This window comes from Actinomadura sp. NTSP31 (assembly GCF_041951385.1).
GTDB lineage: Bacteria > Actinomycetota > Actinomycetes > Streptosporangiales > Streptosporangiaceae > Spirillospora > Spirillospora napierensis.
Genome location: NZ_JBGNUT010000004.1, coordinates 1 through 26,130, shown reverse-complemented (window position 1 = coordinate 26,130; position 26,130 = coordinate 1). Strand labels below are relative to the sequence as shown.

Sequence of the window (26,130 nt, the reverse complement as noted above, 5' to 3'; positions counted from 1 at the left end):
GCAGGCAGTGGGGCCGGAACCGGGCGGGCCGAGCCGCCCGGGTCGGCGCGGGCGGGGCCCTCCGGCGTCGTAGGGTGGGGGCCGGGCCGCGTTCCGGCCCCGGCGGCGCTGCCGGGCGCTCGGCCGTCCTGACCTCGTCAGGGCGGTCTGGGGGTCGCCCCCCAGGAGCAGTACGACCCCGGTCCCCCGAGACTGGAGCCATTGTGATCTTCACTCATGACACCGAGCACGCGCTCGCCGTCGTCGTCGACCTCATCAACACCGGCGGCGCCGCGTCCGGCACCGAGGGGCTCGGCGGGCTGCCGCAGCTGCGCGCGTTCGTCGGGCGCAGCGCGTTCAGCGACGTCGGGGCGCTGACCGAGGCCGACCTGGCCCGGGTGCTGGCGCTGCGCGACCGGTTCCACGCGGTGTTCCGCACCGCGGACGTGCCCACCGCGGTCCGGCTGATCAACGAGATCGTCGGCGAGGTCCGCGCGACCCCGCACCTGACCGACCACGACGGCTACGACTGGCACGTGCACTTCTTCGCGCCGGGCGCGCCGGTGGGCGAGCACCTGGCGGCCGACTGCGGGATGGCGCTGGCGTACGTGGTGGCGTCCGGCGAGCTGGACCGGCTGCGCACCTGCGAGGCGCCGGACTGCTCGCGGGTGCTGGTGGACCTGTCGCGCAACCGCTGCCGCCGCTACTGCGACAGCCGCACCTGCGGCAACCGCATGCACGTCGCCGCCTACCGCGCCCGCCGGCGCGAGGCCGCGCTCTGATCAGGCGATCGCGGCGACGGCGTCCAGCGCGCGGCGGGCGGCGGCGACGTCGTGGACGCGGAAGACGCGGGCGCCCAGCAGCGCCGAGACGCCCAGCACCGCCATGGTGCCGACGCCGCGCTTGTCGACGGGCCGGCCGAGGGTCTCCCCGATGAAGTCCTTGTTGGACACCGCGACCAGTACCGGCCAGCCGGTCGCGGTCATCTCGCCGAGCCGCCGGGTGATCTCCAGCGAGTGCCGGGTGCTCTTGCCGAAGTCGTGCGCGGGGTCGATCAGGATCGACTCCCGCGCCACGCCGAGCGCGAGCGCCCGTTCCGCTTCGGCGGTGACATGGGCGACCACGTCCGCGACCACGTCGCCGTACCCGATCCGGTGCGGCCGGGTGCGCGGGTCCAGGCCGCCCGCGTGCGCGCAGACCAGCCCGACGCCGTGCGCGGCGGCGACCTCGGCCAGCGCGGGGTCGGGGCCGCCCCAGGTGTCGTTCAGCAGGTCCGCGCCCGCCTCGGCGACGGCGTCGCCGACCTCCGCCCGCCAGGTGTCGACGCTGATCACCACGGCGGGGTGCCGCTCCCGGACGGCGGCGACCAGGTCCACCACCCGGCGCAGCTCCTCGGCGACGCCGACGTCCTCGCCGGGGCCGGCCTTCACGCCGCCGATGTCGACGATGTCGGCGCCCTCCGCGACGGCGCGGTCCACCGCGTCCAGCGCGGCGCCGAAGCCGTAGGTCGCGCCCCTGTCGAAGAACGAGTCGGGCGTCCGGTTCACCACGGCCATGATCGCGTGGCGGCCGAGGTCGCGCCCGTTCAGCCGCAGCGGCGCGGCGTCGGGAGTGGTCATGATGCCCACACCGTGGCACACGCGGGGCCCCGGGCGCCACGCGGCGCGGCGCCCGCGGGCCCCCTGGACGGCGGGCGGACCGGCGGCGCCGGGCCGGCCGGCCGAACCAGAAGCAAATTCGGTTCAAACGGCGCCCTCCCTCGTCAGCATCCCCGCGAGGTCGCTAACCTCATATTTCACGCTCGCCCCGGGTTCGTCCCGGCGGCGGGCCCCGCGCCGCACCGATCAGCCCATGGAGGATCCGCTGTCCAGGCGAGCACTCATCACCGGCATCACCGGACAGGACGGCTCGTATCTGGCCGAGCATCTGCTTGAGCTGGGGTACGAGGTGTGGGGCCTGGTCCGGGGGCAGGCGAATCCGCACGTGTCGCGGCTGCGCAAGCACATCGGCGACGTCCAGATCACCACCGGGGACCTGCTCGACCAGGGCAGCCTGATCTCGGCGGTGGAGCGGGTCCAGCCCGACGAGGTCTACAACCTCGGCGCGATCTCCTACGTCCCGATGTCGTGGCAGCAGGCCGAGCTCACCGCCGAGGTGACCGGCATGGGCGTGCTGCGGATGCTGGAGGCGATCCGGGTGGTGTCGGGCATCAGCCCGTCCCGCACGCCCGGGCGCGCGCAGATCCGCTTCTACCAGGCGTCGTCCTCGGAGATGTTCGGGATGGTCCGGGAGACGCCGCAGAACGAGAAGACGCCGTTCCACCCCCGCAGCCCGTACGGCGTCGCCAAGAGCTACGGGCACTACATCACGCAGAACTACCGCGAGTCCTACGGGATGTTCGCGGTCAGCGGGATCCTGTTCAACCACGAGTCGCCGCGGCGGGGCGCCGAGTTCGTGACCCGGAAGGTGTCGCTCGGCGCGGCCCGCATCAAGCTCGGCCTGGCCAAGGAGCTGCGCCTCGGCAACCTGGACGCCCGGCGCGACTGGGGCTACGCCGGCGACTACGCCCGCGCGATGCGGATGATGCTGGCCCAGGACGCCCCCGAGGACTACGTGATCGGGACCGGCCAGACGCAGTCGGTGCGGGAGCTGGTCGAGTTCGCGTTCCGCACCGCCGGGCTGAACTGGGAGGACCACGTCGTCCTGGACGCCAAGTACACCCGGCCGGCGGAGGTCGACCTGCTGTGCGCCGACCCGAAGCGGGCCCGCGAGCAGCTCGGCTGGGAGCCCGACGTGACCTTCGAGGGCCTGGTGACGATGATGGTCGAGTCCGACCTGCGGCTGCTGGCCGAGTCCGCCCGCCCCGAGGACGAGCCGTTCAGCCCCGACCACTGGTGATCCCTTGACCGCGGGCGTGGCACGATGCCCATATGGCCATTTGTGAGCATGTGCAGTCCGTCCCGATGGAGGATCCGGCCCCGAACACGCCGCAGGGCTGCCAGGAGTGCCTGGAGCAGGGCACCCGGTGGGTCCACCTGCGGCTGTGCCTGAGCTGCGGGCACGTCGGCTGCTGCGACTCCTCCCCGATGCGGCACGCGACCGCGCACTACCAGAAGGAAGCGCACCCGATCGTCCGGTCGTTCGAGCCGGGCGAGGACTGGCGCTGGTGTTTCGCCGACGAACTGATCGTCTGATGCGGATGGAAAGGCCAGGGGCGCCCTCCCGCGTCGGGGGGCGCTGATGCCGGACGTCCGGCTGGGCACGGCGCCCGGCCGCTGGATCATGCTGGCGACCGTCCTCGGGTCGAGCGTGGCGATGCTCGACTCCACCGTGGTGAACGTCGCCCTGCCGAGGCTCGCGCGGGACCTGCACGCCGACATGGCGGGCCTGCAGTGGACGGTCAACGCCTACACGCTGACGCTCGCCGGGTTCATCCTGCTCGGCGGGTCGCTGGGCGACCGGTACGGCCGCCGCCGGATCTTCCTCATCGGCGTGGTCTGGTTCGCGGTGGCCTCCGTGCTGTGCGGGATGGCGCTCAACGTCGAGATGCTCGTGCTGTCGCGGGCGCTGCAGGGCATGGGCGGCGCGCTGCTGACCCCGGGCTCGCTGGCGATCATCCAGGCGTCGTTCGCCTCCGACGACCGGCCGCGCGCGGTCGGCGCCTGGTCCGGGCTCGGCGGCGTCGCCGGGGCGGTCGGGCCGTTCGCGGGCGGCTGGCTGGTGGAGGCGGCGGGCTGGCGGTGGGTGTTCCTCTTGAACGTGCCGCTCGCCGCGGTGGTGGTGCTGGTCGCCGTCCGGCACGTCCCCGAGAGCGTCGACCCGGGCGCCCACGGCCGCTTCGACGTGCCCGGCGCCGTGCTGGCCGCGCTCGCGCTGGCGGGGACGACCTACGCGCTCACCGAGGCGCCGGGCGGGCGCACGGCCCCGGCCGTCATCGGGGCCGCCGCCGTGGTGGGCTTCGCGGCCGCGGTCGGCTTCGTCCTGGTGGAGCGGGCGCGCGGGCGGGGCCGGCGGCTGTTCGGCGGACGGGCCGGGCGGGAGGTGCCGCAGCCGATGCTGCCGCTGGAGGTGTTCGCCTCCCGGCAGTTCTCCGCCGTCAACGCCGTCACGTTCATCATGTACGGCGGGATGGGCGTGATGTTCTTCCTGTTCGTCCTCAACCTGCAGGTCGTCGGCGGGTTCTCGCCGATCGCCGCGGGCACCGCGCTGCTGCCGGTCACGGTGCTGATGCTGCTGCTGTCGGCGCGGGCGGGCGCGCTCGCGCAGAAGGTCGGCCCGCGGCTGCCGATGACGGCCGGGCTGCTGGTCGCCGCGGTCGGGATGCTGCTGGTCGGCCGGATCGGCAAGGACTCCTCCTATCTGCGGGACGTGCTGCCGGCCGTGGTGGTGTTCGGGCTCGGGCTGGCGGCGGTCGTCGCGCCGCTGACGGCCACGGTGCTGGCGACGGCGGACGTCCGGCACGCGGGCGTGGCGAGCGGCGTGAACAACGCGGTCGCGCGGGCGGCCGGGCTGCTGGCGGTCGCGGCGATCCCGCCGCTGGCCGGGCTCACGGGCAACGCCTACAACGATCCGAGCCGCTTCTCGGACGGCTTCCACGTCGCCATGACGGCCTGCGCGGCGCTGCTGGCCGCGGGCGCGGTGCTGACCTTCGTCACCGTGTCCGGCGACGCGCTGCGCGCCCCGTCCGGCGAGCCGGTCGAACCGGAGTGCCGCAGCCACTGCTCGGTCGGCGCTCCCCAGTTGCAGCCCGAACGCGACACCGTCCCCGCGGCGCGGACGGCGCCGGACGGGACGAGGGCGTCACCGCCGCGGCCCTGACCGCGGACCCGTTCTCGGGCCGATTCCGGCTATGTCCAGGACCGGAGCGGTTCGTTGTCATACGGTCGTGACATGAATCTGCGGCAGCTGCGCTATGTCGTGGCGACCGCCGACCACGGCACGATGACGTCGGCGGCCCAGGCTCTCTATGTCGCGCAGCCCGCGCTGTCGCGCGCCGTCCGCGAGCTGGAGCGCGAGCTGGGCGTGGAGCTGTTCGCCCGGTCGGGCCGCGGCGTGGTCCTCACCCCGGTCGGCGAGCGGGTGGTCCGGCAGGCGCGGGCCGCGCTGGACGCCGTCGACGCGATCGAGGGGATGTCGGCGGGCCGCTCCGACGGCCGGGGCGCCGAGCTGCGGGTGGCGACCACCCCGTCGCTGGAGCCGGAGCTGACCGGCCGGCTGATCCCGCGGTTCGCCCGCGACCAGCCGGCGGTGCGGGTCCGGGTGGTGCGCTGCGGGGGCCGCGACGAGGTCGCCGCCGTGCTGCGGGCCGGGCGCGCCGACCTCGCGCTCACCGACCTGCCGGTGCCCGGCGACCTGACGGCGCACCCGTTCGAGCAGCGCGAGCTGGTGCTGATCTCGCCGCTCGCGCTGAAGGTGCGCGAGCCGGTGCCGCCCGCCGCGCTGGACGGCATGCGGCTGGTGCTGCCGGCCCGGGGCGGCGCCCGGCGCGCGGAGATCGACACCGTGCTGCGGCGGGTCGGCGCGAAGCCGGTGCCGGTGGTGGAGACCGACGAGCGCGCCGCCTGGCTCGGCTGGGTGCGCGCCGGGATGGGCTCGCTGCTGTGGTACCGCAACCAGCTGGACGACACCGAGGGCGTGGCCGTCCGGTCGTTCCTGCCGCCGATCACCCGGCTGATCGGGCTGGTGCACGCGCACCGCCGGCTCCCCTCGTCCGCCCGCGACTTCCTGGCCTTCGCCAAGGACGCCGGGCGGGAGCCGCGGGGGCGCGAGCACCGCTGAGCCCCCTGCCCGCCGCTGAGCCCGCGCGGCCGCTCGGTTCGGGGCCGCCGCCCAGGCCGTGCCATGATCTGCGCGTGGAAACGACGCACGCACTCTGGCTGCTGGCCGTGCCGGTCGTGGCGCTGGCGGTGGCCGCGGCGGCGCGCCGCGGCGGGGCGCCCGCGCCGCTGGTGCTGGTGATCGCGGGGCTGGTGTTCTCGTTCGTGCCGGGCGTGCCGGAGTTCGAGCTGGATCCCGAGTTCGTCCTGTACGTCTTCCTGCCGCCGCTGCTGTTCTCGGCGGCGTGGCAGAGCTCCTACGCGGGCCTGCGGGAGAACGCCTGGTCGATCGGGCTGCTGTCGGTCGGGCTGGTGCTGTTCAGCACGTTCGCCGTCGGGTACGCGGCGCATCTGCTCGTCCCGGGGCTGCCGCTGGCGGCCGCGTTCGTGCTCGGCGCGATCGTGGCGCCGCCGGACGCGGTCGCCGCGGTCAGCGTGGCGCAGCGGCTCGGGCTGCCGCGCCGGACGGTGACGGTGCTGGTCGGGGAGAGCCTGTTCAACGACGCGACCGCGCTGACGGCGTTCCGGGTCGCGGTGATCGCGGCGACGGGCGCGGGGTTCACGCTGGCGGACGGGGCGTGGCGGTTCCTGTTCGCGGCGGGCGCCGGCGCTGTGGTGGGGCTGCTGCTCGGGCCGCCGCTGCACTGGCTGCGGACGCGGCTGGACGACCCGCTGGTGGAGAACGGGGTGGCGGTGCTGGCGCCGTTCGCCGCGTACCTGATCGCCGAGAGCCTGCACGCCTCCGGGGTGATCGCGGTGGTGGTCAGCGGGCTGTACCTCGGCCACCGGTTCACCGAGTCGGCGCCGGTCACCCGGCTGATCGGGCACTCGTTCTGGAAGGTCGTCGTCTTCGTGCTGGAGTCGGTGGTGTTCCTGCTGATCGGGCTGCAGCTGCCGCCGGTGGTGGACGGGCTGTCCGGGCACGGCTGGCCGGAGCTGGCCGGGTGGGCCCTGGCGATCTTCGCGGTGACGGTCGCGGCCCGGTTCGTCTGGGTGTTCCCCGCGTCCCGGCTGCCGCGGCTGCTGTCGCGGCGGGAGCGCGCGCGGGAGCCCGTCGGGTGGCGCGGCGCGACCGTGGTCTCGTGGGCGGGGATGCGCGGGGTGGTGTCGCTCGCGGCGGCGTTCGCGGTGCCGTTCGGCGCGTCCGGCGACGACCCGTTCCCGGGCCGGGACCTGATCATCTTCTTCACCTTCACGACCGTCCTCGGGACGCTGCTGGTGCAGGGGCTGACGTTCCCGGCGCTGATCCGGCTGCTCGGCGTCGCGAGCGACCGGGAGCGCTACACCGACACGGTCGCCGAGGCGGGCGCCCAGCACGCGGCGGCGAACGCGGCGCTGGAGCGGCTGGCGGAGCTGACCGCCGCCGAGGACCTGGACGAGGCGGTCGTGCAGCGGCTGCGGCAGCTGGCCGAGCACCGGCAGCTGCGCGCGTGGGAGCGGCTCGGCGGCGGGACGGGCCCGCAGGGCGAGGAGGTGCCGACCGCCACCTACCGGCGGCTGCGGCGGGAGATGCTGGCGGCGGAGCGGCGGGTGTTCGTGCAGATGCGCGACGACCGCCGGATCGACGACGAGGTGCTGAACCGGGTCCTGCACGAGCTGGACCTGGAGGAGGTCGCCCTCAGCCGCGACTGACGCCGCCGGGGCGCCGTTCCCCGGCGCCCGCGGCGGCTCTCCCTCACGCCCCGTTCAGGGGGCGGTCCGGGAGTTCGACGGCATAGGACTCCTTCACCACGTCCAGGTGGTGCCAGGACTCCCGCACCGTCACGCCGGGCACGGACCGGATCGCGTCCAGGACGGCGACCAGCTCCGCGCGGGAGGCGGCCTCGGCCTGGCCGACGATGTCGTAGCGGCCGAAGCCCGTCGCCAGGTAGCGGACGCCGTCCTGCGCGGCCACCGCCTCGGCGATCTTGCGGAGCCCGCCGGTGACCACGAGCCCGAACCCGCCGAGCTCGGCGGCGCCGAGGGCGAGGGGGTCGGCGAGCCCGGTGACCTGGATGACGCCGGTGCGCATCAGCCGGACCACCCGGGCCCGGGTGGCGGCCTGGGACAGCCCGATGATGTGGGCGAGCCGGGTGTAGGGGGCGCGCCCGTCGCGCTGCAGCTCCTGGAGCAGCCGCCAGTCGATGTCGTCGAGGGTGACCTCGCCGAGCTCCCGCACCACCGCGTGGGTGTCGCGGACGGTGGAGACCGAGCGGAACACCTCCGCCGAGCGCACGCCGGGGACGGACCGCAGCTGGTCCACCTCGGCCGCGAGCGCGGCGTCGTCGCGGGTGCGCACCTGCGCGACCAGGTCGTGCGGCCCGGCGGTCAGTGCGGTGAAGCTGACCGCCGGGTGGCCCGCGATGGCGTCCGCGACCTCCCGGGCCGATCCGTCCACGGTGATCGAGACGTGCCCGATCGCCTCCGCCCCGACGACGGCGGCGTGCACGATGCCGACGACGCGCACGACGCCGGTCTCGAGAAGGTTCTGCACCCGTGCCCGCACGGCCGTGCGGGAAAGCCCGACGCGGTCGGCGAGCGCCTGGAAGGTCGCCCTGCCATCCCGCTGGAGCTCGCGGACGAGCACGGCGTCGACCGCATCCAGCACGGCTGTCCTCCTCGACATGTGATGAATCGTTCTGCTGGCAACTGCAAGATCATTCCATTTCAGGACGGTATGACGTCAAATATTGATCTTGCTCGTGTTCGTCCCGCCCGATGACCGTGGAAGCGTCGGCGCCGGGTTGCGGGCGGCGCCGTTTCCGACGCCGCGCGAGCCGGTCCGGGAGCGCAACGCGGCCGGGGCCGGTCCGCGCGCGGGCGCTTCCCGGGACGGGGCGGCGGGCGCGCGGGGTGGCGATGGTCACTCCCGGGGGGACGGCGCGGACGGGGCGGCCCGCGGCGCGGACGGGTGCGGCAGACCGGGCTCGAGTGCGTGACCTGCATTGCGCCTTCTCCCGGTGTTCTGATGTGCGCGCCCTAGGGCGGGTCGGCCGTCCGCATGACGCACATGTAAGAAAAGTGCATCGAGGGCGCAGTTACGTCAAGAGGTAACTTTACAGAGAGCCAAGCCCCACGTTGCACGCTTTTCAGCCTCGTCCGGTAAGACACTTCCGTTGCGCCTGGAAGGGGACGGACGCAGCGCCGGAGATCACCCGGGCGATCCCCGGGGACACACCATCATCACCCCCGGTCACGGGGCCGGGGCGGCCCCGGGCATGGCGCCGGAGGGCTTCGGGCGAGCGCTTGGCCGGAGCACCGGCGGGTATGGATCACAATGTACGGTGGCCCAGCCACTCTGATCCGCGATTGGTGTGTAGTACAGCCGTGCACCTGCTGACCGGTGAGCGCTCCGCTCACGATCTCACCTACAACGACGTCTTCATGGTCCCGCGCCGCTCCGCGGTGGGGTCCCGCCTGGAGGTGGACCTGTCCACGGTCGACGGCAGCGGGACGACCGTGCCGCTGGTCGTGGCGAACATGACGGCGGTGTCCGGCCGCCGGATGGCCGAGACGATCGCCCGGCGGGGCGGCGTCGCGGTGATCCCGCAGGACATCCCGGTCGAGGTCGTCTCGGAGGTCATCGGCTGGGTGAAGGGCCGCGACCTGGTCGTGGACACCGCCATCCGGCTGGACCCGGGCAGCACCGCGGGCGAGGCGCTGGCGCTGCTGCCCAAGCGCGCGCACGGCGCCGTGATCGTGGTGGAGGACGACCGGCCCGTCGGCGTCGTCACCGAGGCCGACTGCCAGAGCGTCGACCGGTTCGCGCAGCTGCGCGACATCATGTCGCGCGACCTGGTGACGCTGCCGCACGGCGTCGACCCGCGCGAGGCGTTCAACCGGCTGCACGAGCGCGGGCACCGGCTCGCGCCCGTGGTGGACGGCGAGGGCCGGCTCACCGGCGTGCTCACCCGGACCGGCGCGCTGCGCGCCACGCTCTACAAGCCCGCCGTCGACGCGGCGGGGCGGCTGCGCATCGGCGCCGCCGTCGGCGTGAACGGGGACGTCGCGGGCAAGGCGAAGGCGCTGCTGGAGGCGGGCGCCGACCTGCTCGTGGTGGACACCGCGCACGGCCACCAGGAGAAGATGATCAGCGCGCTGGCCGCGGTCCGCGGCCTGGACCCGGCGGTCCCGGTCGTGGCGGGCAACGTCGTGACCGCCGAGGGCACCCGCGACCTGATCGAGGCGGGCGCCGACATCGTGAAGGTCGGCGTGGGCCCGGGCGCGATGTGCACCACTCGGATGATGACCGGGGTCGGGCGGCCGCAGTTCTCCGCCGTGCTGGAGTGCGCCGCCGAGGCCCGCCGGCTCGGCCGGCACGTGTGGGCGGACGGCGGCGTCCGGCACCCGCGCGACGTCGCGCTCGCGCTCGCGGCCGGCGCGGCGAACGTGATGGTGGGCTCCTGGTTCGCCGGCACCTTCGAGTCGCCGGGCGACCTGCAGCACGCCGCCGACGGCCGGATGTACAAGGAGAGCTTCGGCATGGCCTCGGCGCGGGCCGTCCGGCTGCGCACCGCCGAGGACTCGCCGTTCGACCGGGCCCGCAAGGCGCTGTTCGAGGAGGGCATCTCCACCTCGCGGATGTTCCTGGACCCGCGGCGGCCCGGCGTCGAGGACCTGGTCGACTCGATCGTGGCGGGGCTGCGCAGCTCGTGCACCTACGCGGGCGCGCGCACGCTGGAGGAGTTCCACGAGCGGGCGACGGTCGGGATCCAGAGCTCGTCCGGCTACGCCGAGGGCATGCCGCTGTCCACCAGCTGGTGACCGGCCGCCGCCGAGCTGCATGCCGCGTCCCTGAGCGCCCCGGGGCCCTCCCCTGAGGCAATACTGACCGTGACAGGGCGCCGGATTTACGGGACACGACCCCGGATCCGCCTCACGATCAAGGCCGTGACCTGCACGCTCTTGTCCCGGGACGGGAGATGCGGGGTCTGCCGTCCCCGAGGGGGCGCAGCATGGTCGTGGACGATCCGGCCGCCGCACGAGGCGGAACCGACGGGTCGGGCGGGCCCGACGGGCCCGGCGGGGGCGCGCGGGGCGGGCGCGCGCGGCCGATCACCGGAGCGGCGGCGCCCCTGCGGATGGGTGAGGCCCTGCTGATCGCGGCCGTCTCCCCGGTCCTGCCGGGGATCGCGCATCTGCGTGCCGGGCGGGTTCGCCTGGGCGGGGCGCTGCTCGGTGCGCAGGCGGCCGCGCTGACCGCGGCGGCGCTCGTCAGCGGCCGTTACCGGGCCCTGTTCCTGGAACTGTCGGTGCGGCCGTCCTGGCTGCTGGTGCTGGTGGCGGCCTGCGTCGTCCTCGCGGGGCTGTGGGCACTGCTGATCGCCCATTCGTACGCGGTCCTGGCACCGGACGGGCTCGCGCCGCTGTGGCGGCTCGCCGGGGGCACGACCGTCTCGGTGCTGTGCCTGCTGGTGATCGTGCCGCCGCTGAGCCTGGCCCAGTACGGCTACGTGCAGCGCGACCTGATCCGGACGGTCTTCAAGGACGCGCCGGTGGCGTCCGCCGCCGTCCAGGCCGCCGCGCGGCCGGGGGACGCGGCCCGCTGGCCGGGCACCGCGCGCCTCAACGTGCTGCTCGTCAGCTTCGCCCCCCGCCCCCCGCGGGAGCCGGCCCGCGTCGCCGGCATCACCCTGGCCGCGGTCGACACCCGGACCGGCGGCACGACGCTGCTGAGCCTGCCGGGCGACCTGCGGCACGTCCCGGCGTGGTCGGGCGCGGGGCCGGTGCCGTTCCCGCCGGGACGCCCCCTGGCCGCCGTCTACCGGGAGGGCGCCGCGCACCCGGAGCTGCTCGGGGACGGCGCGCGCGTCCCCGACCCGGGGGCCGAGCTGCTCAAGCGGACGGTCGCCCACATGATCGGCCAGGAGGTCCCCTACTACGTGAAGGTGGACGCGCGGGGGGCCGGTGAACTCGCCGCAACGCCTTCCGGGGCCGTGACTGCCAAGAAAGGATGCCCTTTTTGGGCAAATATTCGGGATGCTGAGCCATTGGCGATGCTGAAGCGTTACCAGCGGCTCGCCCGGGTTCTCATCAATTCGGTAAACACCGACCTGCCCCGCCGGCTGCTCCCGCCGCTCGCCGCGCTCGCCGCCAAGATCGAGAACGCCGAGATCACGAGCCTGCGACCCGCCCCGGGCAGGGCGTTCGCGGGCCGCGCCGACCACCCCGCGCTGCGGGCCCTGGCCGCCGTCGCGCCCGGTCGCCCGGTACCGGCCGCACGCGCTCCGGCCGGATTGCCTATCCTGAGCGTGAGCTGCAACTGATCGACGCCAGCTCGCATGCGGTCGACTCCCACGCAACCTTTGTCCGGTTCTGCGCGTCCATAATGTGAGCCACGGGCTTAATTCACCATGGGTGGGGGACGGAGCGTTACATGTCGAGTCCATCGGCGGGCCGGCGCGCCCCGGAAGAGGACGCGGACCGTTCCCCGGGCGGCGCGGAGGGTCTGCTCCGCGCGCTCGCGCTGACACTGGCGTCGGCGCTCGTCTGGGGCGTCGCGCACCTGGTCGCGGGCCGCCGGCTGGCCGGCGGGCTGCTGCTCGGCCTGTGGGCCGTGGTCGCGGCGACCGTGCTGGTCACCGTCACCGTGTACCGCTCCAGCCTCGTCCACCTCGCCGTCCGGCCGGACGAGCTGCAGGGCCTGGCGGGCGGCATCATCGTGCTGGGCGTCGTGTGGGTCGCCGTGGTGATCCGCTCCTACCTGGTGCTGCGCCCCGTCCGCCAGTCGATCAGCGCGCGGACGCTCGGCGCCGCCGCGGTCGCGGTGATGTGCTTCGCCGTCGCCGTGCCCGTCGCGTGGGGCGCGCACAGCACCTACGTGTACCGCGACGCGCTGACGAGCATCTTCCGCACCGGCAGCCAGAACGGCCGGCACATCGACACCTCGGACCCGTGGGACGGGCAGCCCCGGGTGAACGTCCTGCTGCTCGGCGGCGACGCCGCCGCCGACCGGACCGGCGTGCGCACCGACAGCATGACCCTCGCCAGCGTCGACACCAAGACCGGCGACACGGTGCTGCTCAGCCTGCCGCGCAACCTGGAGAGGTTCCAGATGCCGCCCGGCCCGGCCCGCGACCGCTTCCCCTACGGCTTCACCGGCGACGGCCCCGAGAACCCCGGGCTGCTGAACGAGGTGTACGAGTACGCCGAGAACCATCCGGACGTGGTCCCGGGCGTGCCCAAGAACCGCCGCGGCCCCGAACTGCTGAAGGCCACCATCGCCGGAGTCCTCGGGCTGCGCGTCGACTACTACATCCTGGTCGACATGTTCGGCTTCGCCGACATCGTGGACGCGATGGGCGGCGTGAAGATGAAGGTCACCCAGCCCATCCCGTACGGGCTGGAGGGCCAGGTGCTGCAGCCCGGCTACCGGACGCTGAAGGGCAAGGAGGCGCTCTGGTACGGGCGCTCGCGCACCGACAGCGACGACTACGTGCGGATGGGCCGGCAGAAGTGCCTGATGCGGGCGATCGCGCAGCAGGCCGACCCGCAGACCGTGCTGACCAGCTTCGACAAGCTCGCCGCGGCGGCGAAGCGGACGCTGTCCACCGACCTGCCGCAGGAGCTGCTGCCCGCGCTGATCAAGCTGTCCGGGAAGGTCAAGGACGGCGCGCAGATCAACAGCCTGCAGTTCGTCCCGCCGCTGATCAACAGCGGGAACCCGGACTTCGCGCTGATCCGCAGGCTCGCGGCCAAGGCCGTCAGCCCGGAGCAGGCGCAGGCGACCACCTCGCCGAACCCGTCCGCCTCGCCCAGCCCGAGCGGCTCGTCCAGCCTCGCCGCGAACGGCTCGGCGACCGCGACGCCGAGCCCCGGCGCGTCTCCCGGCGGCTCGCCGAGCCCGTCCGGCTCCCCCTCGGCGGAGAGCAAGCCGACGTCCCTCGCGGCGACCTGCCCGTCCTGATCCCCCGCTGAGGCCGGCCCGCGGCGGCCCGGTTCCGGTAGCGCGGGAGTCGCGCGGCAGTGGCCCGCGACGGGACACTGGCGGGGTGAAGTCCGCGTACCGTGTCCGCCTGGTCGTCAACGCGCTGAACCTGTCGACGGCGCTCGGCCTGCTGCTGGCGGTGACGGCGACGCGCCGCTCCGATGGCCCACGCCTGCGCGGCGCTGGGGACGGCCTGCTGGTGGCGGGCGGCTACCGGCCACCGGTGCCGGTGGCGTCGGCGTTCACCGTGGGCAACGTGATCCTCCTCCGCGGTGACGCGGCGGATCTCCTGGCTCGGCCGCGGCTGCTGCGGCACGAGGCCCGCCATTCCACCCAGTACGCGTGGTGCCTCGGCATCGTCATGATCCCGCTTTACCTCGCGTGCGCCGGCGTGTCGATGGCGCTGTGCGGCGACTGGGCGTCCTTCAACCCGTTCGAGCGGCTTGCGGGCCTCGCGGACGGCGGCTACGACCGGCGCCCCCTGCGCCCCTTCCGGCGGGGCCGCCGATGACCTTCCGGCCCGCCGGTGTTCTGGCAGGTCCCGGGAGGGGGGATCATTGAGGGGAGAACACTGCCGACCACGAGAGGGCGGATGCGGGTGCCCCGGATCCTTGGCTGCGACGCCTTCCGTGTCGCGATGCCGCGCGGGCGGCGGCCGGAGAGCATTCTCGTGCGGCTGCACGGCGGCGACGGCGCGGCGGGCTGGGGCGAGATGGCCGTCCCGACCGGCACCGCGAACCCCGGCCCCGGCTGGGCCGACATCGAGACGCGGATGGCGCCGGCGCTGATCGGGCTGGACTGGGACCGTCCCGAGGACGTGTCCGCCGCCGCCGACCTCGGCGCGAACGAGGCGGCCGCGGCGATCGACGTCGCGTGCTGGGACCTGTGGTGCCGGGAGCGGGGCCTGCCGCTGGCGCACGCGCTCGGCGGGACGCGGACGTCCATCGTCACCGGCGCCCGGCTCACCCCCGAACCGGTGCTGGACACGGTCCCGGGCCGCGTCAACCAGGCGGTCGGCGCGGGCCACACCCGCGTCACCCTGGCGATCCGGCCGGGCTGGGACATCGAGCCCGTCCGGGCGCTGCGGGAGGCCTACCCGGCGCTGGCGCTCGTCGCGGACGCCGGCCACGCCTACACCGACTCGCCGGAGCACCTGACGGTGCTGGAGGCGCTGGACGCCTACGGGCCGGTGGCGATCGAGCGGCCGTTCGCCGCGGGCGACCTCGCCGCGCACGCCCGGCTCCAGCTGCGCATCGGCGCGGCGGTCGCGCCGGCCGTCGGCGACCTGGAGACCCTGGACGCGGCGATCACGCTGGAGGCGGGCCGCGCCCTGCACCTGCGGCTGGACACGCTCGGCGGGCTGACGGCGGCGCGCAGCGCCCACGACCGGGCGTACGCGGCGGGCTGGGACGTGTGGTGCAGCGGCGCCGGCGCGTTCGGCATCGGCCAGGCGGCGGCGGTGGCGCTGGCGGCGCTGCCCGGCTGCACGCTGCCGAGCGACGTCTCGGACCCGGCGGGCGGCCCGGTGTTCGTGACGCCGCCCGTCCGCTCGTCCGGCGGGGTCGTCGGGGTGCCGCTGACCCAGCCGGGCCTCGGCCACGAGATCGACGAGGCGCGCATCGAGCGGCTGGCGACCCGGCGGATGCGGCTGCCGGCCTGATGCCCGCGACCGTCTGGATCGTGGCGGGCCCACCGGGCGGCGGCAAGTCGACGGTGTGCGACCTGCTGCTGGCGCGGCTGCGCCCCGTCCCGGCGCTGCTGGACAAGGACACGCTGTTCGGCTCGTTCGTCGCGGCGACGCTCGCGGCGCACGGGCGCGACCCGGGCGAGCGCGAGGGCCCCTGGTACGACGAGCACGTCAAGCGGCACGAGTACGCCGGGCTCACCGCGGCGGCGCGGGAGGTCCGCGGCCACGGGTGCCCGGTGCTGCTGAGCGCGCCGTTCACCGGGCAGATCCGCTCCCCCGCCCGCTGGGCGGAATGGGTGGACGCGCTCGGCGGCCCGCGGGTGCGGCTGCTGTGGATCCGCACCGACGCCGCCACGCTCCGGTCCCGCCTGGAGCGGCGCGGCCTGCCCCGTGACACCGGGAAGCTCGCCGGGTTCGAGGCGTTCGTCGCCCGGATGCGCCCGGCGGAGCCGCCGCCCGTGCCGCACACGGAGGTCGACAACCGCCTGACGGCGCCGCGGTCGCTGGAGTCGCAACTGGACGCGCTGCTCCCCTGACGCGCCGCCCGGGTGGCGGGCCGGTCCGGCGGGGACCGCGCGGTCCCCGCCGGGAGGTCCGGCCGCGGCCGCCGCGCCCTGGACGGGCGGGCGGGCGGACGCGGCCCGGCCTCAGTCGTTCAGGTTGATATTGATGTTGGTGTTGTCGTTGTCACCGCAGCAGTGGTGGCAGCCGCCGGCGACCGTCATCGGCGCGGCGGCGGACGTGGCGGACGCGGTGGTGGCCGACGCGGCCGAGGTGAGGCCGAAGAAGCCGGCGAGGAACGCGGCGGCGGTCAGGATCAGAGCCGAGAGAAGCTTCCGCATGATCATCCCTTTCGTTCGTTATGCGGCGGTCGCCTCGCGTTGGTCCCCGGATCGTGACGCCCTGTAACTCGCCTATCACCATAAGTGGGTAAAGTGTGCCGCGGCCGGCCGCCGGGTCAGTACGACTTGGGCAGGCCGAGCGAGTGCTGCGCGACGAAGTTGAGGATCATCTCCCGGCTGACCGGGGCGATCCGCATCAGCCGGACGACCCCGGCCAGCATCCCGACGCCGTACTCGGTGGTGAGGCCGTTGCCGCCGTGGGTCTGGATGGCCTGGTCGACGCAGTGGATCGCGGCCTCGGCGGTCGCGTACTTCGCCATGTTCGCGGCCTCGCCGGCGCCCATGTCGTCGCCCTCGTCGTACAGCCAGGCGGCCTTCTGCCCCATCAGCCGGGCCAGCTCCAGCTCGATCTTGGCGGCGGCGAGCGGGTGCGCCAGGCCCTGGTGCGCGCCGATCGGCGTCTTGAAGACCTGCCGGTCCTTGGCGTAGGAGACCGCCTTGCCGAGCGCGAGCCGGCCGATCCCGGCGCCCATCGCCGCCGCCATGATCCGCTCGGGGTTGAGGCCGGCGAACAGTTGCAGCAGGCCGCCGTCCTCGTCGCCGACGAGGGCGTCGTAGGGCAGCCGGACGTCGTCGAGGTGGCAGATGAACTGCTTCTCCGGCGACACGATCTCCATGTCGATCGGGGTGTGGGTGAAGCCGTCGGTGCCGGTCGGGACGATGAACAGCGACGGCCGCAGGTTGCCCTTCTGGTCCTCGGTGCGGCTGACGAACAGGACCGCGTCGGCCTCGTCCACACCGGAGATGAACGTCTTCTGCCCGTTCAGGACCCAGCCGTCGCCGTCGCGGCGCGCGGTGGTGGTGATGCGGTGCGCGTTGGACCCGGCGTCCGGCTCGGTGATCGCGAACGCCATCTTCACCGATCCGTCGGCGAACCGCGGCAGCCAGTGCTTGCGCTGCGCCTCGGTGCCGGACCGCGCGATGATCGTCGCGCAGATCGCCGGGGAGACCACCATCAGCAGCAGCGGGCAGCCGGCCGCGGCCAGCTCCTCGCACACGGCGGCGAGGTCGCCGATGCCGCCGCCTCCGCCGCCGTACTCCTCGGGCACGTTGACGCCGAGGTAGCCGAGCCGTCCGGCCTCGGCCCACAGCTCGTCGGTCTTCTGGCCCGCCTTGGCCTTCTCGACGTAGTACGAGGCGCCGTACTTGGCGCCCAACTCGGCGACGGCGGCGCGCAGCGCCCGCCGTTCCTCGGTCTCGACGAAGCTCATTCGGGGGTTCCTTCCACGAAGATGACGGCGAGGACGGCGCCGGACTCGACCTGCCGCCCGGCCTCCACGTTCAGCTCGGCGACGGTCCCGCCGGCCGGGGCGGCGATGCGGTGCTCCATCTTCATCGCCTCCAGGACGACGAGGGTCTGACCCTCGGCGACGGCCGCGCCGGGTTCGGTCTCGACCCGCACGACCGTCCCGGGCATGGGGGCGAGCAGGGAACCGGGGGCGACCTGCGTGCTCGGGTCGGTGAAGCGGGGCACGGCCCGCAGCGCGACGGGGCCGAGCCGCGAGTCGACGAACACCGCGTCCCCGGCGGTCGCGACCGTGAAGGTCTCGCGCAGCCCGTCCCGGTCGAGGACGACCCGGCCCGGCTCGGCGCTCACCAGTGCCGTGCCCGGGCACAGCTCGCTGACCAGGCCGTCGCGGCCCAGGCGGTAGTCGACGTCGACCGTGCCGTGCGGGCCGTCGAACGACCGGCGCTGCGGCTGCGAGCGGACGTTGCGCCACCCGGACGGCAGCCCGCCGAGCACCCCGGCGGACGCCCGCTCCCGCGTGGCGGCGGCGAGCGCGGCGGCCAGCGCGGACACCGCGACGGTCTCCTCGCCGGCGAGCGGCGCGGCGAGGACGTCCAGGCCGATCCGGTCGAGGTAGCCGGTGTCGGTGTCGCCGGCCAGGAACGCCGGCTCCTCCAGGATCCGCACCAGCAGGTCCCGGTTGGTGGTGAGGCCGTGGACGCGGGCGCCGCGCAGCGCCGCCGCCAGGCGGCGGGCGGCGGCCGCGCGGGTCGGACCCCACGCGATCACCTTGGCGAGCATCGGGTCGTAGTGGACGCCGACCTCGCTTCCGCTCTCCACACCACTGTCGAGCCGCAGCCCGTAGAGGGCGGGAACGACCTGGTCTGTCTCCCCGTGGCCGGCGGGGACGGCGAACTCGGCGTCCACGCCCGGCACCTCGAAGGTGTGCAGGGTGCCGCTCGCGGGACGCCAGTCGTTGGCCGGATCCTCGGCGTACAGGCGGACCTCGATGGCGTGGCCGCGCGGCTCCAGGTCGTTGCCGGTGAGCGGGGCGCCTTCGGCGCACTCGATCTGCATGCGGACGAGGTCCACCCCGTACACGCATTCGGTGACGGGGTGCTCGACCTGGAGGCGGGTGTTGACCTCCAGGAAGGAGAACCGGCCGTCCGGCGCGAGCATGAACTCGACCGTCCCGGCGCCCACGTACTCGATGGCGCGGGCCGCGTTCTCCGCCGCCTCGCACAGCGCGCCGCGCAGCTCGTCGGCGACCGCGGGCGACGGCGCCTCCTCGACGATCTTCTGGTGGCGGCGCTGGATGGAGCATTCGCGTTCGCCGAGCGCCCGGACGCCGCCGTGCGCGTCCGCGATGATCTGCACCTCGATGTGGCGGGCGTTCTCCAGCAGCGGCTCGCAGAACACGGTCGGGTCGCCGAACGCCGACTCGGCCTCGCGGCGGGCGCCGGCGACGGCGTCCGGCAGCTCGTCCAGGGCCCGGACGATCCGCATGCCGCGCCCGCCGCCGCCCGCGGACGCCTTCACCAGCAGCGGCAGATCCGCGGCGGTGACCCGCGCGGGGTCCAGTTCCGGCAGGACCGGGACCCCGGCCGCCGCCATCAGCTTCTTCGCCTCGATCTTCGATCCCATCGCGGCGATCGCGGCGGGCGGCGGCCCGATCCAGGTCAGGCCCGCGTCGATGACGGCCCGCGCGAACGCGGCGTTCTCCGACAGGAACCCGTACCCGGGGTGGATCGCGTCGGCGCCGGCGCGGCGCGCCGCGTCCACCACCTTCCCGGCCGCGAGGTAGGTCTCGGCGGGGGACGCGCCGGGCAGCCGCACCGCCACGTCCGCCTCCCGGACATAGGGGGCGCCGGTGTCGGGGGCGGAGTGGACGGCCACGGTCCCGATGCCGAGGTCCCGGCAGGCCCGGAAGACGCGGCGGGCGATCTCGCCGCGGTTGGCGACCAGCACTGTCTTGATCATCAGCTCACATCCGGAAGACGCCGAAGCCGTCGGCTCCGCGCACGGGCGCGTTGTGGACAACGGACAGGCACAGGCCGAGGACGGTGCGGGTGTCGCGCGGGTCGATCACCCCGTCGTCGTAGAGCCGGCCGGACAGGAAGAACGGCAGCGACTCCGCCTCGATCTGCGCCTCGACCAGCTCGCGCATCGCGCGGTCCTGCTCCTCGTCGTAGGCCTGGCCGCGGGCCTCCGCCGCCTGCCGCGCCACGATCGACAGCACGCCCGCGAGCTGCTGCGGCCCCATCACCGCCGACTTCGCGCTCGGCCAGGTGAACAGGAACCGCGGGTCGTACGCGCGGCCGCACATGCCGTAGTTGCCCGCCCCGTACGAGGCGCCCATGACGATGGTGATGTGCGGGACCTTGCTGTTCGCCACCGCGTTGATCATCAGGGCGCCGTGCTTGATGATGCCGGCCTGCTCGTACTCCTTGCCGACCATGTAGCCGGTGGTGTTGTGCAGGAACAGCAGCGGCGTGTCCGCCTGGTTGGCGAGCTGGATGAACTGGGCGGCCTTCTGCGCCTCCGCGCCGAACAGCACGCCCTGCGCGTTGGCGAGGACCCCGACGGGGTAGCCGTGGACGCGGGTCCAGCCGGTCACCAGGCTCGTCCCGTACAGCGGCTTGAACTCGTCGAACTGCGAGCCGTCGGCGATCCGGGCGATGACCTCGCGGGGGTCGAACGGGACCTTCAGGTCCTCGGGGACGATCCCGGCCAGCTCCTCCGCGTCGTACAGCGGCTCGCGGACCGGGCCGGGCGCCGGACCGAGCTTGCGGTGGTTGAGGTTCTTGACGATCTGCCGGCCGATGCGCAGCGCGTCCGCCTCGTCCGCGGCCATGTAGTCGGCGAGGCCGGACGTGCGGGCGTGCATCTCCGCACCGCCGAGTTCCTCGTCGTCGGCCTCCTCGCCCGTCGCCATCTTCACCAGCGGCGGACCGCCCAGGAACACCTTCGCGCGCTCCTTGACCATGACGACGTGGTCGCACATGCCTGGGATGTACGCGCCGCCGGCGGTGGAGTTGCCGAACACCAGCGCGATCGTCGGGATCCCCGCGGCCGACAGCCGGGTCAGGTCCCGGAACATCCGACCGCCGGGGATGAAGATCTCCTTCTGCGTCGGCAGGTCCGCGCCGCCCGACTCGACCAGGTTGATCACGGGCAGCCGGTTCTCCAGCGCGATGTCGGACGCCCGGAAGCTCTTCTTCACCGTCCACGGGTTGCTGGACCCGCCGCGCACCGTCGGGTCGTTCGCGACGATCATGCACTCGACGCCCTCGACGACGCCGATGCCGGTGACGACGCTCGCACCGACCGGGAAGTCGCTGCCCCACGCGGCGAGGGGGCTCAGCTCCAGGAACGGTGAGTCGGGGTCGAGCAGCAGCTCGATGCGTTCACGGGCGAGCAGCTTTCCGCGCTTGCGATGCCGGGTGACGTACTTCTCGCCGCCTCCCTCCAGCGCCCTGGCGTGCTCGGCGTCCAGCGCGGCCAGCTTCTCCAGCATGGCCGCGCGCCGCTCCCGGTACTCCGGGCCGCCGGTATCGAGCGTGCTCTTGAGCGTCAACGGACTCCCTCCGGTTTCTGGGTGCTCTCCGGGGCCCGGGCTCGGGCCTGGTCTTGCTGGCCGAGAACGGACGCGGGGACGTCCACGAGGCGGGACCGCAGCCACTCCCCCAGCGCCTTGCCCTGCGGGTCGAACCGGGTCGACGCGGACACGCCCTCCTGCAGCAGCCCTTCGATGACGAAGTTGACCGCCCGCAGGTTCGGCAGGAGATGGCGGTGGACGCGGTGGTCGCGGGTCTCGGGCAGCAGCTCGTTCAGCCGCTCGACGGTGAGGAAGGGCTCCAGCCACCGCCATTGCGCGTCCGTCCGGGCCCAGACGCCGATGTTGGCGTCCCCGCCCTTGTCCCCGCTCCGCGCTCCCGCGACGCTCCCCAACGGAACCCGCACCGTCTCCCCGACCTCGCAGGCGGGCGGGGGCTGTCGCGCAGGCGATGGAACGGCGACGTCCGGCGCGGCGGAGACCGAGGCGGCGGGGATCGGCACCCGCTTCCCGTCCGGCAGGACGGCGACGTGCTCGACTTCCCCGTTGGGGACGAACGCCGGCTTGTACACCCCGTACGGGCTGCCCTTGCCGGGCGGCGACGTCATCGTGAACCCGGGGTATCCGGCAAGCGCCAGCTCCACGACCGCGCCGCTGAAAGCCCGGCCGACTTTCTCCGGGTCCGGGTCGAGGACGGCGCACCTCAGCAGCGCCGTCGCCTCGCCCTGCGTGGCGGGATCGGGCTTGGCGCCGCCGACGAGCGTCCATTCGACGCGGGCGGGCGGCGCGTCACCGAACGCGGCCTCCATCTGGGCGCGCGCGAACGCGGCCTTGGCCTCGATCCCGAGCCCGGTGAGGACGAACGTCATCTCATTGCGGTGGCCGCCGAGATGGTTCAGGCACACCTTCATCGTGGCGGGCGGCGGCGAGCCCCCGACCCCGCTGATCCGCACCCGGTCGGGCCCCTCCTGCGCCAGCTGGACGGTGTCGAAGCGGGTGATCACGTCCGGGCCGGCGTAGGCGGGCGCGCCGATCTCGTAGAGCAGCTGCGCGGTGACGGTCTCGACGGTCACGGCGCCGCCCGTGCCGGGATGCTTGGTGATCACGCTGGAGCCGTCGGGGTGGATCTCGGCGAGCGGAAAGCCCAGCGGCTTTACATTGTAGATTTCTTCGAAGAACGCGTAGTTGCCGCCGGTCGCCTGCGCGCCGCACTCCAGGACGTGCCCGGCGGCCGTCGCGCCGGCCAGCGCGTCCCAGTCGTCGCGCGCCCAGCCGAAGTGCGCCGCGGCCGGGCCGACGACCAGCGACGCGTCCGTCACCCGCCCGGTGACCACGACGTCCACGCCGGCCCGCAGGCATTCGGCGATGCCCCACGCACCCAGATAGGCGTTCGCGGTCAGCGGGTCGCCGTACCGCGCATCCGAGAACCCCAGCTCACCGGCCCTGGACAGCAGGTCGTCGCCCTCAACGTGGGCGATCCGCACCTCGACGCCGAGCCGTCCGGCCAGTTCGCGCAGCCGCTCGGCCAGCCCGCGCGGGTTCAGCCCGCCGGCATTGGTGACGATCCTGACGCCGCGCTCGGCGGCGAGCCCGAGCGACTCCTCCATCTGCCGCAGGAACGTGGCGGCGTACCCGGCACCGGGGTCCTTCAGCCTGCCCCGGCCCAGGATCAGCATCGTCAGCTCGGCGAGATAGTCACCGGTGAGGACGTCGAGCGGCCCGCCCTCCAGCATCTCCCGGACGGCCGAGAAGCGGTCGCCGTAGAAGCCGGAGGCGTTGCCGACCCGCAGCGGTTGGCTCATGCCTGAACCCTGCCAGCCCGCCCCGAAAAAATCAATCGTGCTTGATTGTTCCTGGATCGGTCTGTTTGACTGGACGTCTCACCGACCCGAGGACACGATGACGACGCAGGCCGTTCCCCGCGAACCGCAGCAGGACCGCAGCCGGGCGACCCGGCAGCGGCTCCTGGAGGCGGCCGTCGACTGCCTGGCGTCCATGGGCTGGGCCCGCACCACCGTCGCCGTCGTCGCCGAGCGCGCCGGCGTCTCCCGCGGCGCCGCCCAGCACCACTTCAGGACCCGGGAGGAACTCGTCACGGCCGCCGTCGAGTACGGCGCCGAGGTGCGCATGGACCGGATGCGCGACCGGCTGGACGCCCTCGCCGACCACCGCCCGTCCACGCTGGAGGTCGTGACGCTGCTCGGCGAGATGTACACCACCCCGCTGTTCCGGGCCGCCCTCCAGCTCTGGGTCGCCGCCAGCTCCGACGAGCAGCTGCGCGCCCAGGTCCTCCCGCTCGAGGCCCGCGTCGGCCGCGAGGCGCACCGCCTCACCGTCGAGGCGCTCGGCGCGGACGAGTCGGTGCCCGGCGTCCGCGAGACCGTCCAGGCGACCCTCGACCTCGTCCGCGGCCTCGGCCTCGCCGACCTGCTCACCGACGACTCCGCACGCCGCACCCGCCTGCTCCGCCAGTGGGCGACGACCCTCGACATGGCCCTCGCCTCCCGCTGACCCGAGACCACAAGGACAGGAATGCTGCATCTGCTGAGGTTGGAGTACACGAAGTCGGAGCAGGCGGCCGAGCCCCACATCAAGGATCACGTGGCGTTCCTCGACCGGTATCACGCCGCCGGCACCTTCCTGGTCTCCGGGCAGACGGTCCAGTCCGAGCAGGGCGGCCTCATCATCGCCGCGGGCGTCGACCGCGCCACCGCCGAGAAGATCGCCGCCGAGGACCCGTTCGTGCACGCCGACGTCGGCCGCTACACCATCACCACGATCGTCCCCGGCCGCATCCGCCCCGATCTCGCGGACCTTCTGGCACCGGACGCCCCGTGACCGGCGAACCATCCCGGAACAACTGCCCCACCTGGTAGCAGGCCCGGTCATGGCCGCCATCAAAGACCCGGAAATGCGGAAGGCCCCGCCGAATCGGCGGGGCCTTCCTAAAAAATGTCCGGCGGTGTCCTACTCTCCCACACAGTCTCCCATGCAGTACCATCGGCGCTGAAGGGCTTAACTTCCGGGTTCGGAATGGGACCGGGTGTTTCCCCTCCGCCATAACCACCGAACGCCTCACGCACCACCCGAATCGGGTGGGCAAACTCGACGTCCCGAGCAGCCGGCTCGAGAATCTTCACTTATAACAAACGGGTTGCCCAGTTGTTTCCTGGGAACCACACAGGGACGCGAACACCACACAGCGACTTGCCTTGAACGTGTCGTGTGTTCAAGCCACTCGGCCTATTAGTACCGGTCGACTCCACACGTTACCGCGCTTCCATCACCGGCCTATCAACCCAGTCGTCTACTGGGAGCCTTACCCCCACCAAAGATGGGGAGGGAGAACTCATCTCGAGGAAGGCTTCCCGCTTAGATGCTTTCAGCGGTTATCCCGACCGAACGTAGCCAACCAGCCGTGCCCCTGGCGGGACAACTGGCACACCAGAGGTTCGTCCGTCCCGGTCCTCTCGTACTAGGGACAGACCCTCTCAATTCTCCTACGCGCGCAGCGGATAGGGACCGAACTGTCTCGCGACGTTCTAAACCCAGCTCGCGTGCCGCTTTAATGGGCGAACAGCCCAACCCTTGGGACCTACTCCAGCCCCAGGATGCGACGAGCCGACATCGAGGTGCCAAACCATCCCGTCGATATGGACTCTTGGGGAAGATCAGCCTGTTATCCCCGGGGTACCTTTTAGCCGTTGAGCGACACCACTTCCACACGTAGATGCCGGATCACTAGGCCCTGCTTTCGCACCTGCTCGACACGTCCGTCTCACAGTCAAGCTCCCTTGTGCCCTTGCACTCGCCACCTGATTGCCAACCAGGCTGAGGGAACCTTTGGGCGCCTCCGTTACTCTTTAGGAGGCAACCGCCCCAGTTAAACTACCCACCAGGCACTGTCCCCCACCCGGATACACGGGCGCGGGTTAGACGCTCAAAACGACCAGAGTGGTATTTCACCAATGACTCCACCCACACTGGCGTGCGAGCTTCACCGTCTCCCACCTATCCTACACAAACCGTTCCAAACGCCAATGCCAAGCTGTAGTGAAGGTCCCGGGGTCTTTCCGTCCTGCTGCGCGAAACGAGCATCTTTACTCGTACTGCAATTTCACCGGGCCTGTGGTTGAGACAGCGGGGAAGTCGTTACGCCATTCGTGCAGGTCGGAACTTACCCGACAAGGAATTTCGCTACCTTAGGATGGTTATAGTTACCACCGCCGTTTACCGGCGCTTAGATTCTCAGCTTCGACCCCCAAAGGGATCTAACCGGTCCTCTTAACGTTCCGGCACCGGGCAGGCGTCAGTCCGTATACAGCGTCTTACGACTTCGCACGGACCTGTGTTTTTAGTAAACAGTCGCTTCCCCCTGGCCTCTGCGACCACACCCAGCTCCCATCGCAAGGATGTTCACCGGGCCTGGTCCCCCTTCTCCCAAAGTTACGGGGGCAATTTGCCGAGTTCCTTAACCACAGTTCACCCGATCGCCTCGGTATTCTCTACCTGACCACCTGAGTCGGTTTGGGGTACGGGCCGCCGGTACACTCGCTAGAGGCTTTTCTCGACAGCATGGGATCACTCACTTCACCTAAAACGGCTCGGCATCACATCTCACCCTTAAATGGCGCACGGATTTACCTGCACACCGGGCTACATGCTTACCCCAGGACAACCATCGCCTGGGCTGAGCTACCCTCCTGCGTCACCCCATCACTCACCTACTACCCCCTCGGGTCCCACGCTCCCCAACCAAGAAGACCCGAAGGTCCTCAAGGCGGTTCGGGTGGTTAGCATCAGAGGATTCAGCGTTGGCGCATACCAGCGGGTACGGGAATATCAACCCGTTGTCCATCGACTACGCCTGTCGGCCTCGCCTTAGGTCCCGACTTACCCTGGGCGGATTAGCCTGCCCCAGGAACCCTTGGTCATCCGGCGGGAGAGTTTCTCACTCTCCATTCGCTACTCATGCCTGCATTCTCACTCCCACAGCCTCCACCACTCGATCACTCGGCGGCTTCACCGGCTGCAGGACGCTCCCCTACCCATCCCA

General features: G+C 72.8%; 21 protein-coding genes and 2 rRNA genes. 14 read left to right on the top strand and 9 right to left on the bottom strand.

The window, feature by feature from the left end; genetic code table 11:
• Positions 1 to 203: 203 nt before the first annotated feature.
• A complete protein-coding gene (locus ACA514_RS07610; protein ID WP_375040307.1) occupies positions 204 to 761 on the top strand; it encodes a CGNR zinc finger domain-containing protein in 558 nt (185 codons plus the stop codon).
• On the opposite strand, the gene folP is transcribed toward ACA514_RS07610, so the two are convergent.
• The gene (gene folP / locus ACA514_RS07605; RefSeq protein WP_375040306.1) at positions 762 to 1,598 is read right to left on the bottom strand and encodes a dihydropteroate synthase; all 837 of its coding nucleotides are present in this window, start codon (positions 1,596 to 1,598) and stop codon (positions 762 to 764) included.
• A 244-nt stretch (positions 1,599 to 1,842) separates the two neighbouring features.
• On the opposite strand from folP, the gene ACA514_RS07600 reads away from it, so the two are divergent.
• The 5 genes from ACA514_RS07600 (at position 1,843) to ACA514_RS07580 (ending at position 7,427) form a co-directional block, all read left to right on the top strand.
• The gene (locus tag ACA514_RS07600) at positions 1,843 to 2,877 is read left to right on the top strand and encodes a GDP-mannose 4,6-dehydratase (protein WP_375040687.1); all 1,035 of its coding nucleotides are present in this window, start codon (positions 1,843 to 1,845) and stop codon (positions 2,875 to 2,877) included.
• A 65-nt stretch (positions 2,878 to 2,942) separates the two neighbouring features.
• Complete coding sequence (locus ACA514_RS07595; RefSeq protein WP_375040305.1) at positions 2,943 to 3,173, top strand: UBP-type zinc finger domain-containing protein; 231 nt, start codon at positions 2,943 to 2,945, stop codon at positions 3,171 to 3,173.
• Between the two features lie 46 nt (positions 3,174 to 3,219).
• Positions 3,220 to 4,797, top strand: coding sequence for an MFS transporter (locus ACA514_RS07590; RefSeq protein WP_375040304.1), 1,578 nt, complete (start codon positions 3,220 to 3,222; stop codon positions 4,795 to 4,797).
• A 72-nt stretch (positions 4,798 to 4,869) separates the two neighbouring features.
• Positions 4,870 to 5,757, top strand: coding sequence for a LysR family transcriptional regulator (locus ACA514_RS07585; RefSeq protein ID WP_375040303.1), 888 nt, complete (start codon positions 4,870 to 4,872; stop codon positions 5,755 to 5,757).
• A gap of 74 nt (positions 5,758 to 5,831) precedes the next feature.
• A complete protein-coding gene (locus ACA514_RS07580; RefSeq protein ID WP_375040302.1) occupies positions 5,832 to 7,427 on the top strand; it encodes a Na+/H+ antiporter in 1,596 nt (531 codons plus the stop codon).
• Between the two features lie 43 nt (positions 7,428 to 7,470).
• Here ACA514_RS07580 and ACA514_RS07575 read toward each other — a convergent pair whose 3' ends face one another.
• Entirely contained in the window at positions 7,471 to 8,382 is a 912-nt protein-coding gene (locus tag ACA514_RS07575; RefSeq protein ID WP_344277355.1) for an Lrp/AsnC family transcriptional regulator, read from the bottom strand.
• Between the two features lie 719 nt (positions 8,383 to 9,101).
• Between ACA514_RS07575 and ACA514_RS07570 the strand changes: the two genes are divergently transcribed.
• The 6 genes from ACA514_RS07570 to ACA514_RS07545 all read left to right on the top strand — a co-directional run bounded on the left by ACA514_RS07570 (position 9,102) and on the right by ACA514_RS07545 (position 15,924).
• Positions 9,102 to 10,538: a GuaB1 family IMP dehydrogenase-related protein gene (locus ACA514_RS07570; RefSeq protein ID WP_375040301.1), complete on the top strand. Its 1,437-nt coding sequence runs from the start codon at positions 9,102 to 9,104 to the stop codon at positions 10,536 to 10,538.
• A gap of 191 nt (positions 10,539 to 10,729) precedes the next feature.
• On the top strand, positions 10,730 to 12,040 hold the full coding sequence (locus ACA514_RS07565) for a hypothetical protein (RefSeq protein ID WP_375040300.1): 1,311 nt from the start codon (positions 10,730 to 10,732) through the stop codon (positions 12,038 to 12,040).
• A 110-nt stretch (positions 12,041 to 12,150) separates the two neighbouring features.
• On the top strand, positions 12,151 to 13,680 hold the full coding sequence (locus ACA514_RS07560) for an LCP family protein (RefSeq protein ID WP_375040299.1): 1,530 nt from the start codon (positions 12,151 to 12,153) through the stop codon (positions 13,678 to 13,680).
• Positions 13,681 to 13,765: 85 nt separating this feature from the next.
• Complete coding sequence (locus ACA514_RS07555) at positions 13,766 to 14,212, top strand: hypothetical protein (protein WP_375040298.1); 447 nt, start codon at positions 13,766 to 13,768, stop codon at positions 14,210 to 14,212.
• An 81-nt stretch (positions 14,213 to 14,293) separates the two neighbouring features.
• On the top strand, positions 14,294 to 15,361 hold the full coding sequence (locus ACA514_RS07550; RefSeq protein ID WP_375040297.1) for an enolase C-terminal domain-like protein: 1,068 nt from the start codon (positions 14,294 to 14,296) through the stop codon (positions 15,359 to 15,361).
• 20 nt (positions 15,362 to 15,381) lie between these two features.
• The gene (locus tag ACA514_RS07545) at positions 15,382 to 15,924 is read left to right on the top strand and encodes an AAA family ATPase (RefSeq protein ID WP_375040296.1); all 543 of its coding nucleotides are present in this window, start codon (positions 15,382 to 15,384) and stop codon (positions 15,922 to 15,924) included.
• A gap of 111 nt (positions 15,925 to 16,035) precedes the next feature.
• Here the strand turns inward: ACA514_RS07545 and ACA514_RS07540 are convergent, their stop codons facing one another.
• From ACA514_RS07540 to ACA514_RS07520, 5 genes are all read right to left on the bottom strand, one after another.
• A complete protein-coding gene (locus ACA514_RS07540; protein ID WP_375040295.1) occupies positions 16,036 to 16,230 on the bottom strand; it encodes a hypothetical protein in 195 nt (64 codons plus the stop codon).
• Positions 16,231 to 16,346: 116 nt separating this feature from the next.
• Positions 16,347 to 17,501 carry an acyl-CoA dehydrogenase family protein gene (locus ACA514_RS07535; RefSeq protein WP_375040294.1) on the bottom strand — a complete coding sequence of 385 codons (1,155 nt, stop codon included), beginning with the start codon at positions 17,499 to 17,501 and terminating at the stop codon, positions 16,347 to 16,349.
• Positions 17,498 to 19,498 (bottom strand): acetyl/propionyl/methylcrotonyl-CoA carboxylase subunit alpha, encoded by a 2,001-nt coding sequence (locus ACA514_RS07530; RefSeq protein WP_375040293.1) that lies wholly within the window; start codon positions 19,496 to 19,498, stop codon positions 17,498 to 17,500. The genes ACA514_RS07535 and ACA514_RS07530 overlap by 4 nt, the downstream gene beginning before the upstream one ends.
• A gap of 4 nt (positions 19,499 to 19,502) precedes the next feature.
• Positions 19,503 to 21,035, bottom strand: coding sequence for an acyl-CoA carboxylase subunit beta (locus ACA514_RS07525; RefSeq protein ID WP_375040686.1), 1,533 nt, complete (start codon positions 21,033 to 21,035; stop codon positions 19,503 to 19,505).
• 56 nt (positions 21,036 to 21,091) lie between these two features.
• Positions 21,092 to 22,876 (bottom strand): acyclic terpene utilization AtuA family protein, encoded by a 1,785-nt coding sequence (locus ACA514_RS07520; protein ID WP_375040292.1) that lies wholly within the window; start codon positions 22,874 to 22,876, stop codon positions 21,092 to 21,094.
• 97 nt (positions 22,877 to 22,973) lie between these two features.
• On the opposite strand from ACA514_RS07520, the gene ACA514_RS07515 reads away from it, so the two are divergent.
• Together ACA514_RS07515 and ACA514_RS07510 are read left to right on the top strand one after the other, a co-directional pair.
• Positions 22,974 to 23,585 carry a TetR/AcrR family transcriptional regulator gene (locus tag ACA514_RS07515; protein ID WP_375040291.1) on the top strand — a complete coding sequence of 204 codons (612 nt, stop codon included), beginning with the start codon at positions 22,974 to 22,976 and terminating at the stop codon, positions 23,583 to 23,585.
• 21 nt (positions 23,586 to 23,606) lie between these two features.
• On the top strand, positions 23,607 to 23,912 hold the full coding sequence (locus tag ACA514_RS07510; protein ID WP_375040290.1) for a YciI family protein: 306 nt from the start codon (positions 23,607 to 23,609) through the stop codon (positions 23,910 to 23,912).
• Positions 23,913 to 24,028: 116 nt separating this feature from the next.
• Here the strand turns inward: ACA514_RS07510 and rrf are convergent.
• Positions 24,029 to 24,145, bottom strand: a 5S ribosomal RNA gene (gene rrf / locus ACA514_RS07505).
• 154 nt (positions 24,146 to 24,299) lie between these two features.
• A 23S ribosomal RNA gene (locus ACA514_RS07500) occupies positions 24,300 to 26,130 on the bottom strand; the annotation flags it as partial.

What these genes read in the sequence shown, in the direction of transcription:
- ACA514_RS07535 (WP_375040294.1), bottom strand. Translation starts at nt 17,501, where the DNA reads ATGAGCTTCGTCGAGACCGAGGAACGGCGGGCGCTGCGCGCCGCCGTC.
- ACA514_RS07520 (WP_375040292.1), bottom strand. Translation starts at nt 22,876, where the DNA reads ATGAGCCAACCGCTGCGGGTCGGCAACGCCTCCGGCTTCTACGGCGAC.
- ACA514_RS07595 (WP_375040305.1), top strand. Translation starts at nt 2,943, where the DNA reads ATGGAGGATCCGGCCCCGAACACGCCGCAGGGCTGCCAGGAGTGCCTG.
- ACA514_RS07565 (WP_375040300.1), top strand. Translation starts at nt 10,730, where the DNA reads ATGGTCGTGGACGATCCGGCCGCCGCACGAGGCGGAACCGACGGGTCG.
- ACA514_RS07550 (WP_375040297.1), top strand. Translation starts at nt 14,294, where the DNA reads ATGCGGGTGCCCCGGATCCTTGGCTGCGACGCCTTCCGTGTCGCGATG.
- ACA514_RS07590 (WP_375040304.1), top strand. Translation starts at nt 3,220, where the DNA reads ATGCCGGACGTCCGGCTGGGCACGGCGCCCGGCCGCTGGATCATGCTG.
- ACA514_RS07510 (WP_375040290.1), top strand. Translation starts at nt 23,607, where the DNA reads ATGCTGCATCTGCTGAGGTTGGAGTACACGAAGTCGGAGCAGGCGGCC.
- ACA514_RS07525 (WP_375040686.1), bottom strand. Translation starts at nt 21,035, where the DNA reads ATGCTGGAGAAGCTGGCCGCGCTGGACGCCGAGCACGCCAGGGCGCTG.
- ACA514_RS07585 (WP_375040303.1), top strand. Translation starts at nt 4,870, where the DNA reads ATGAATCTGCGGCAGCTGCGCTATGTCGTGGCGACCGCCGACCACGGC.
- ACA514_RS07560 (WP_375040299.1), top strand. Translation starts at nt 12,151, where the DNA reads ATGTCGAGTCCATCGGCGGGCCGGCGCGCCCCGGAAGAGGACGCGGAC.
- ACA514_RS07530 (WP_375040293.1), bottom strand. Translation starts at nt 19,498, where the DNA reads ATGATCAAGACAGTGCTGGTCGCCAACCGCGGCGAGATCGCCCGCCGC.
- ACA514_RS07540 (WP_375040295.1), bottom strand. Translation starts at nt 16,230, where the DNA reads ATGCGGAAGCTTCTCTCGGCTCTGATCCTGACCGCCGCCGCGTTCCTC.
- folP (WP_375040306.1), bottom strand. Translation starts at nt 1,598, where the DNA reads ATGACCACTCCCGACGCCGCGCCGCTGCGGCTGAACGGGCGCGACCTC.
- ACA514_RS07515 (WP_375040291.1), top strand. Translation starts at nt 22,974, where the DNA reads ATGACGACGCAGGCCGTTCCCCGCGAACCGCAGCAGGACCGCAGCCGG.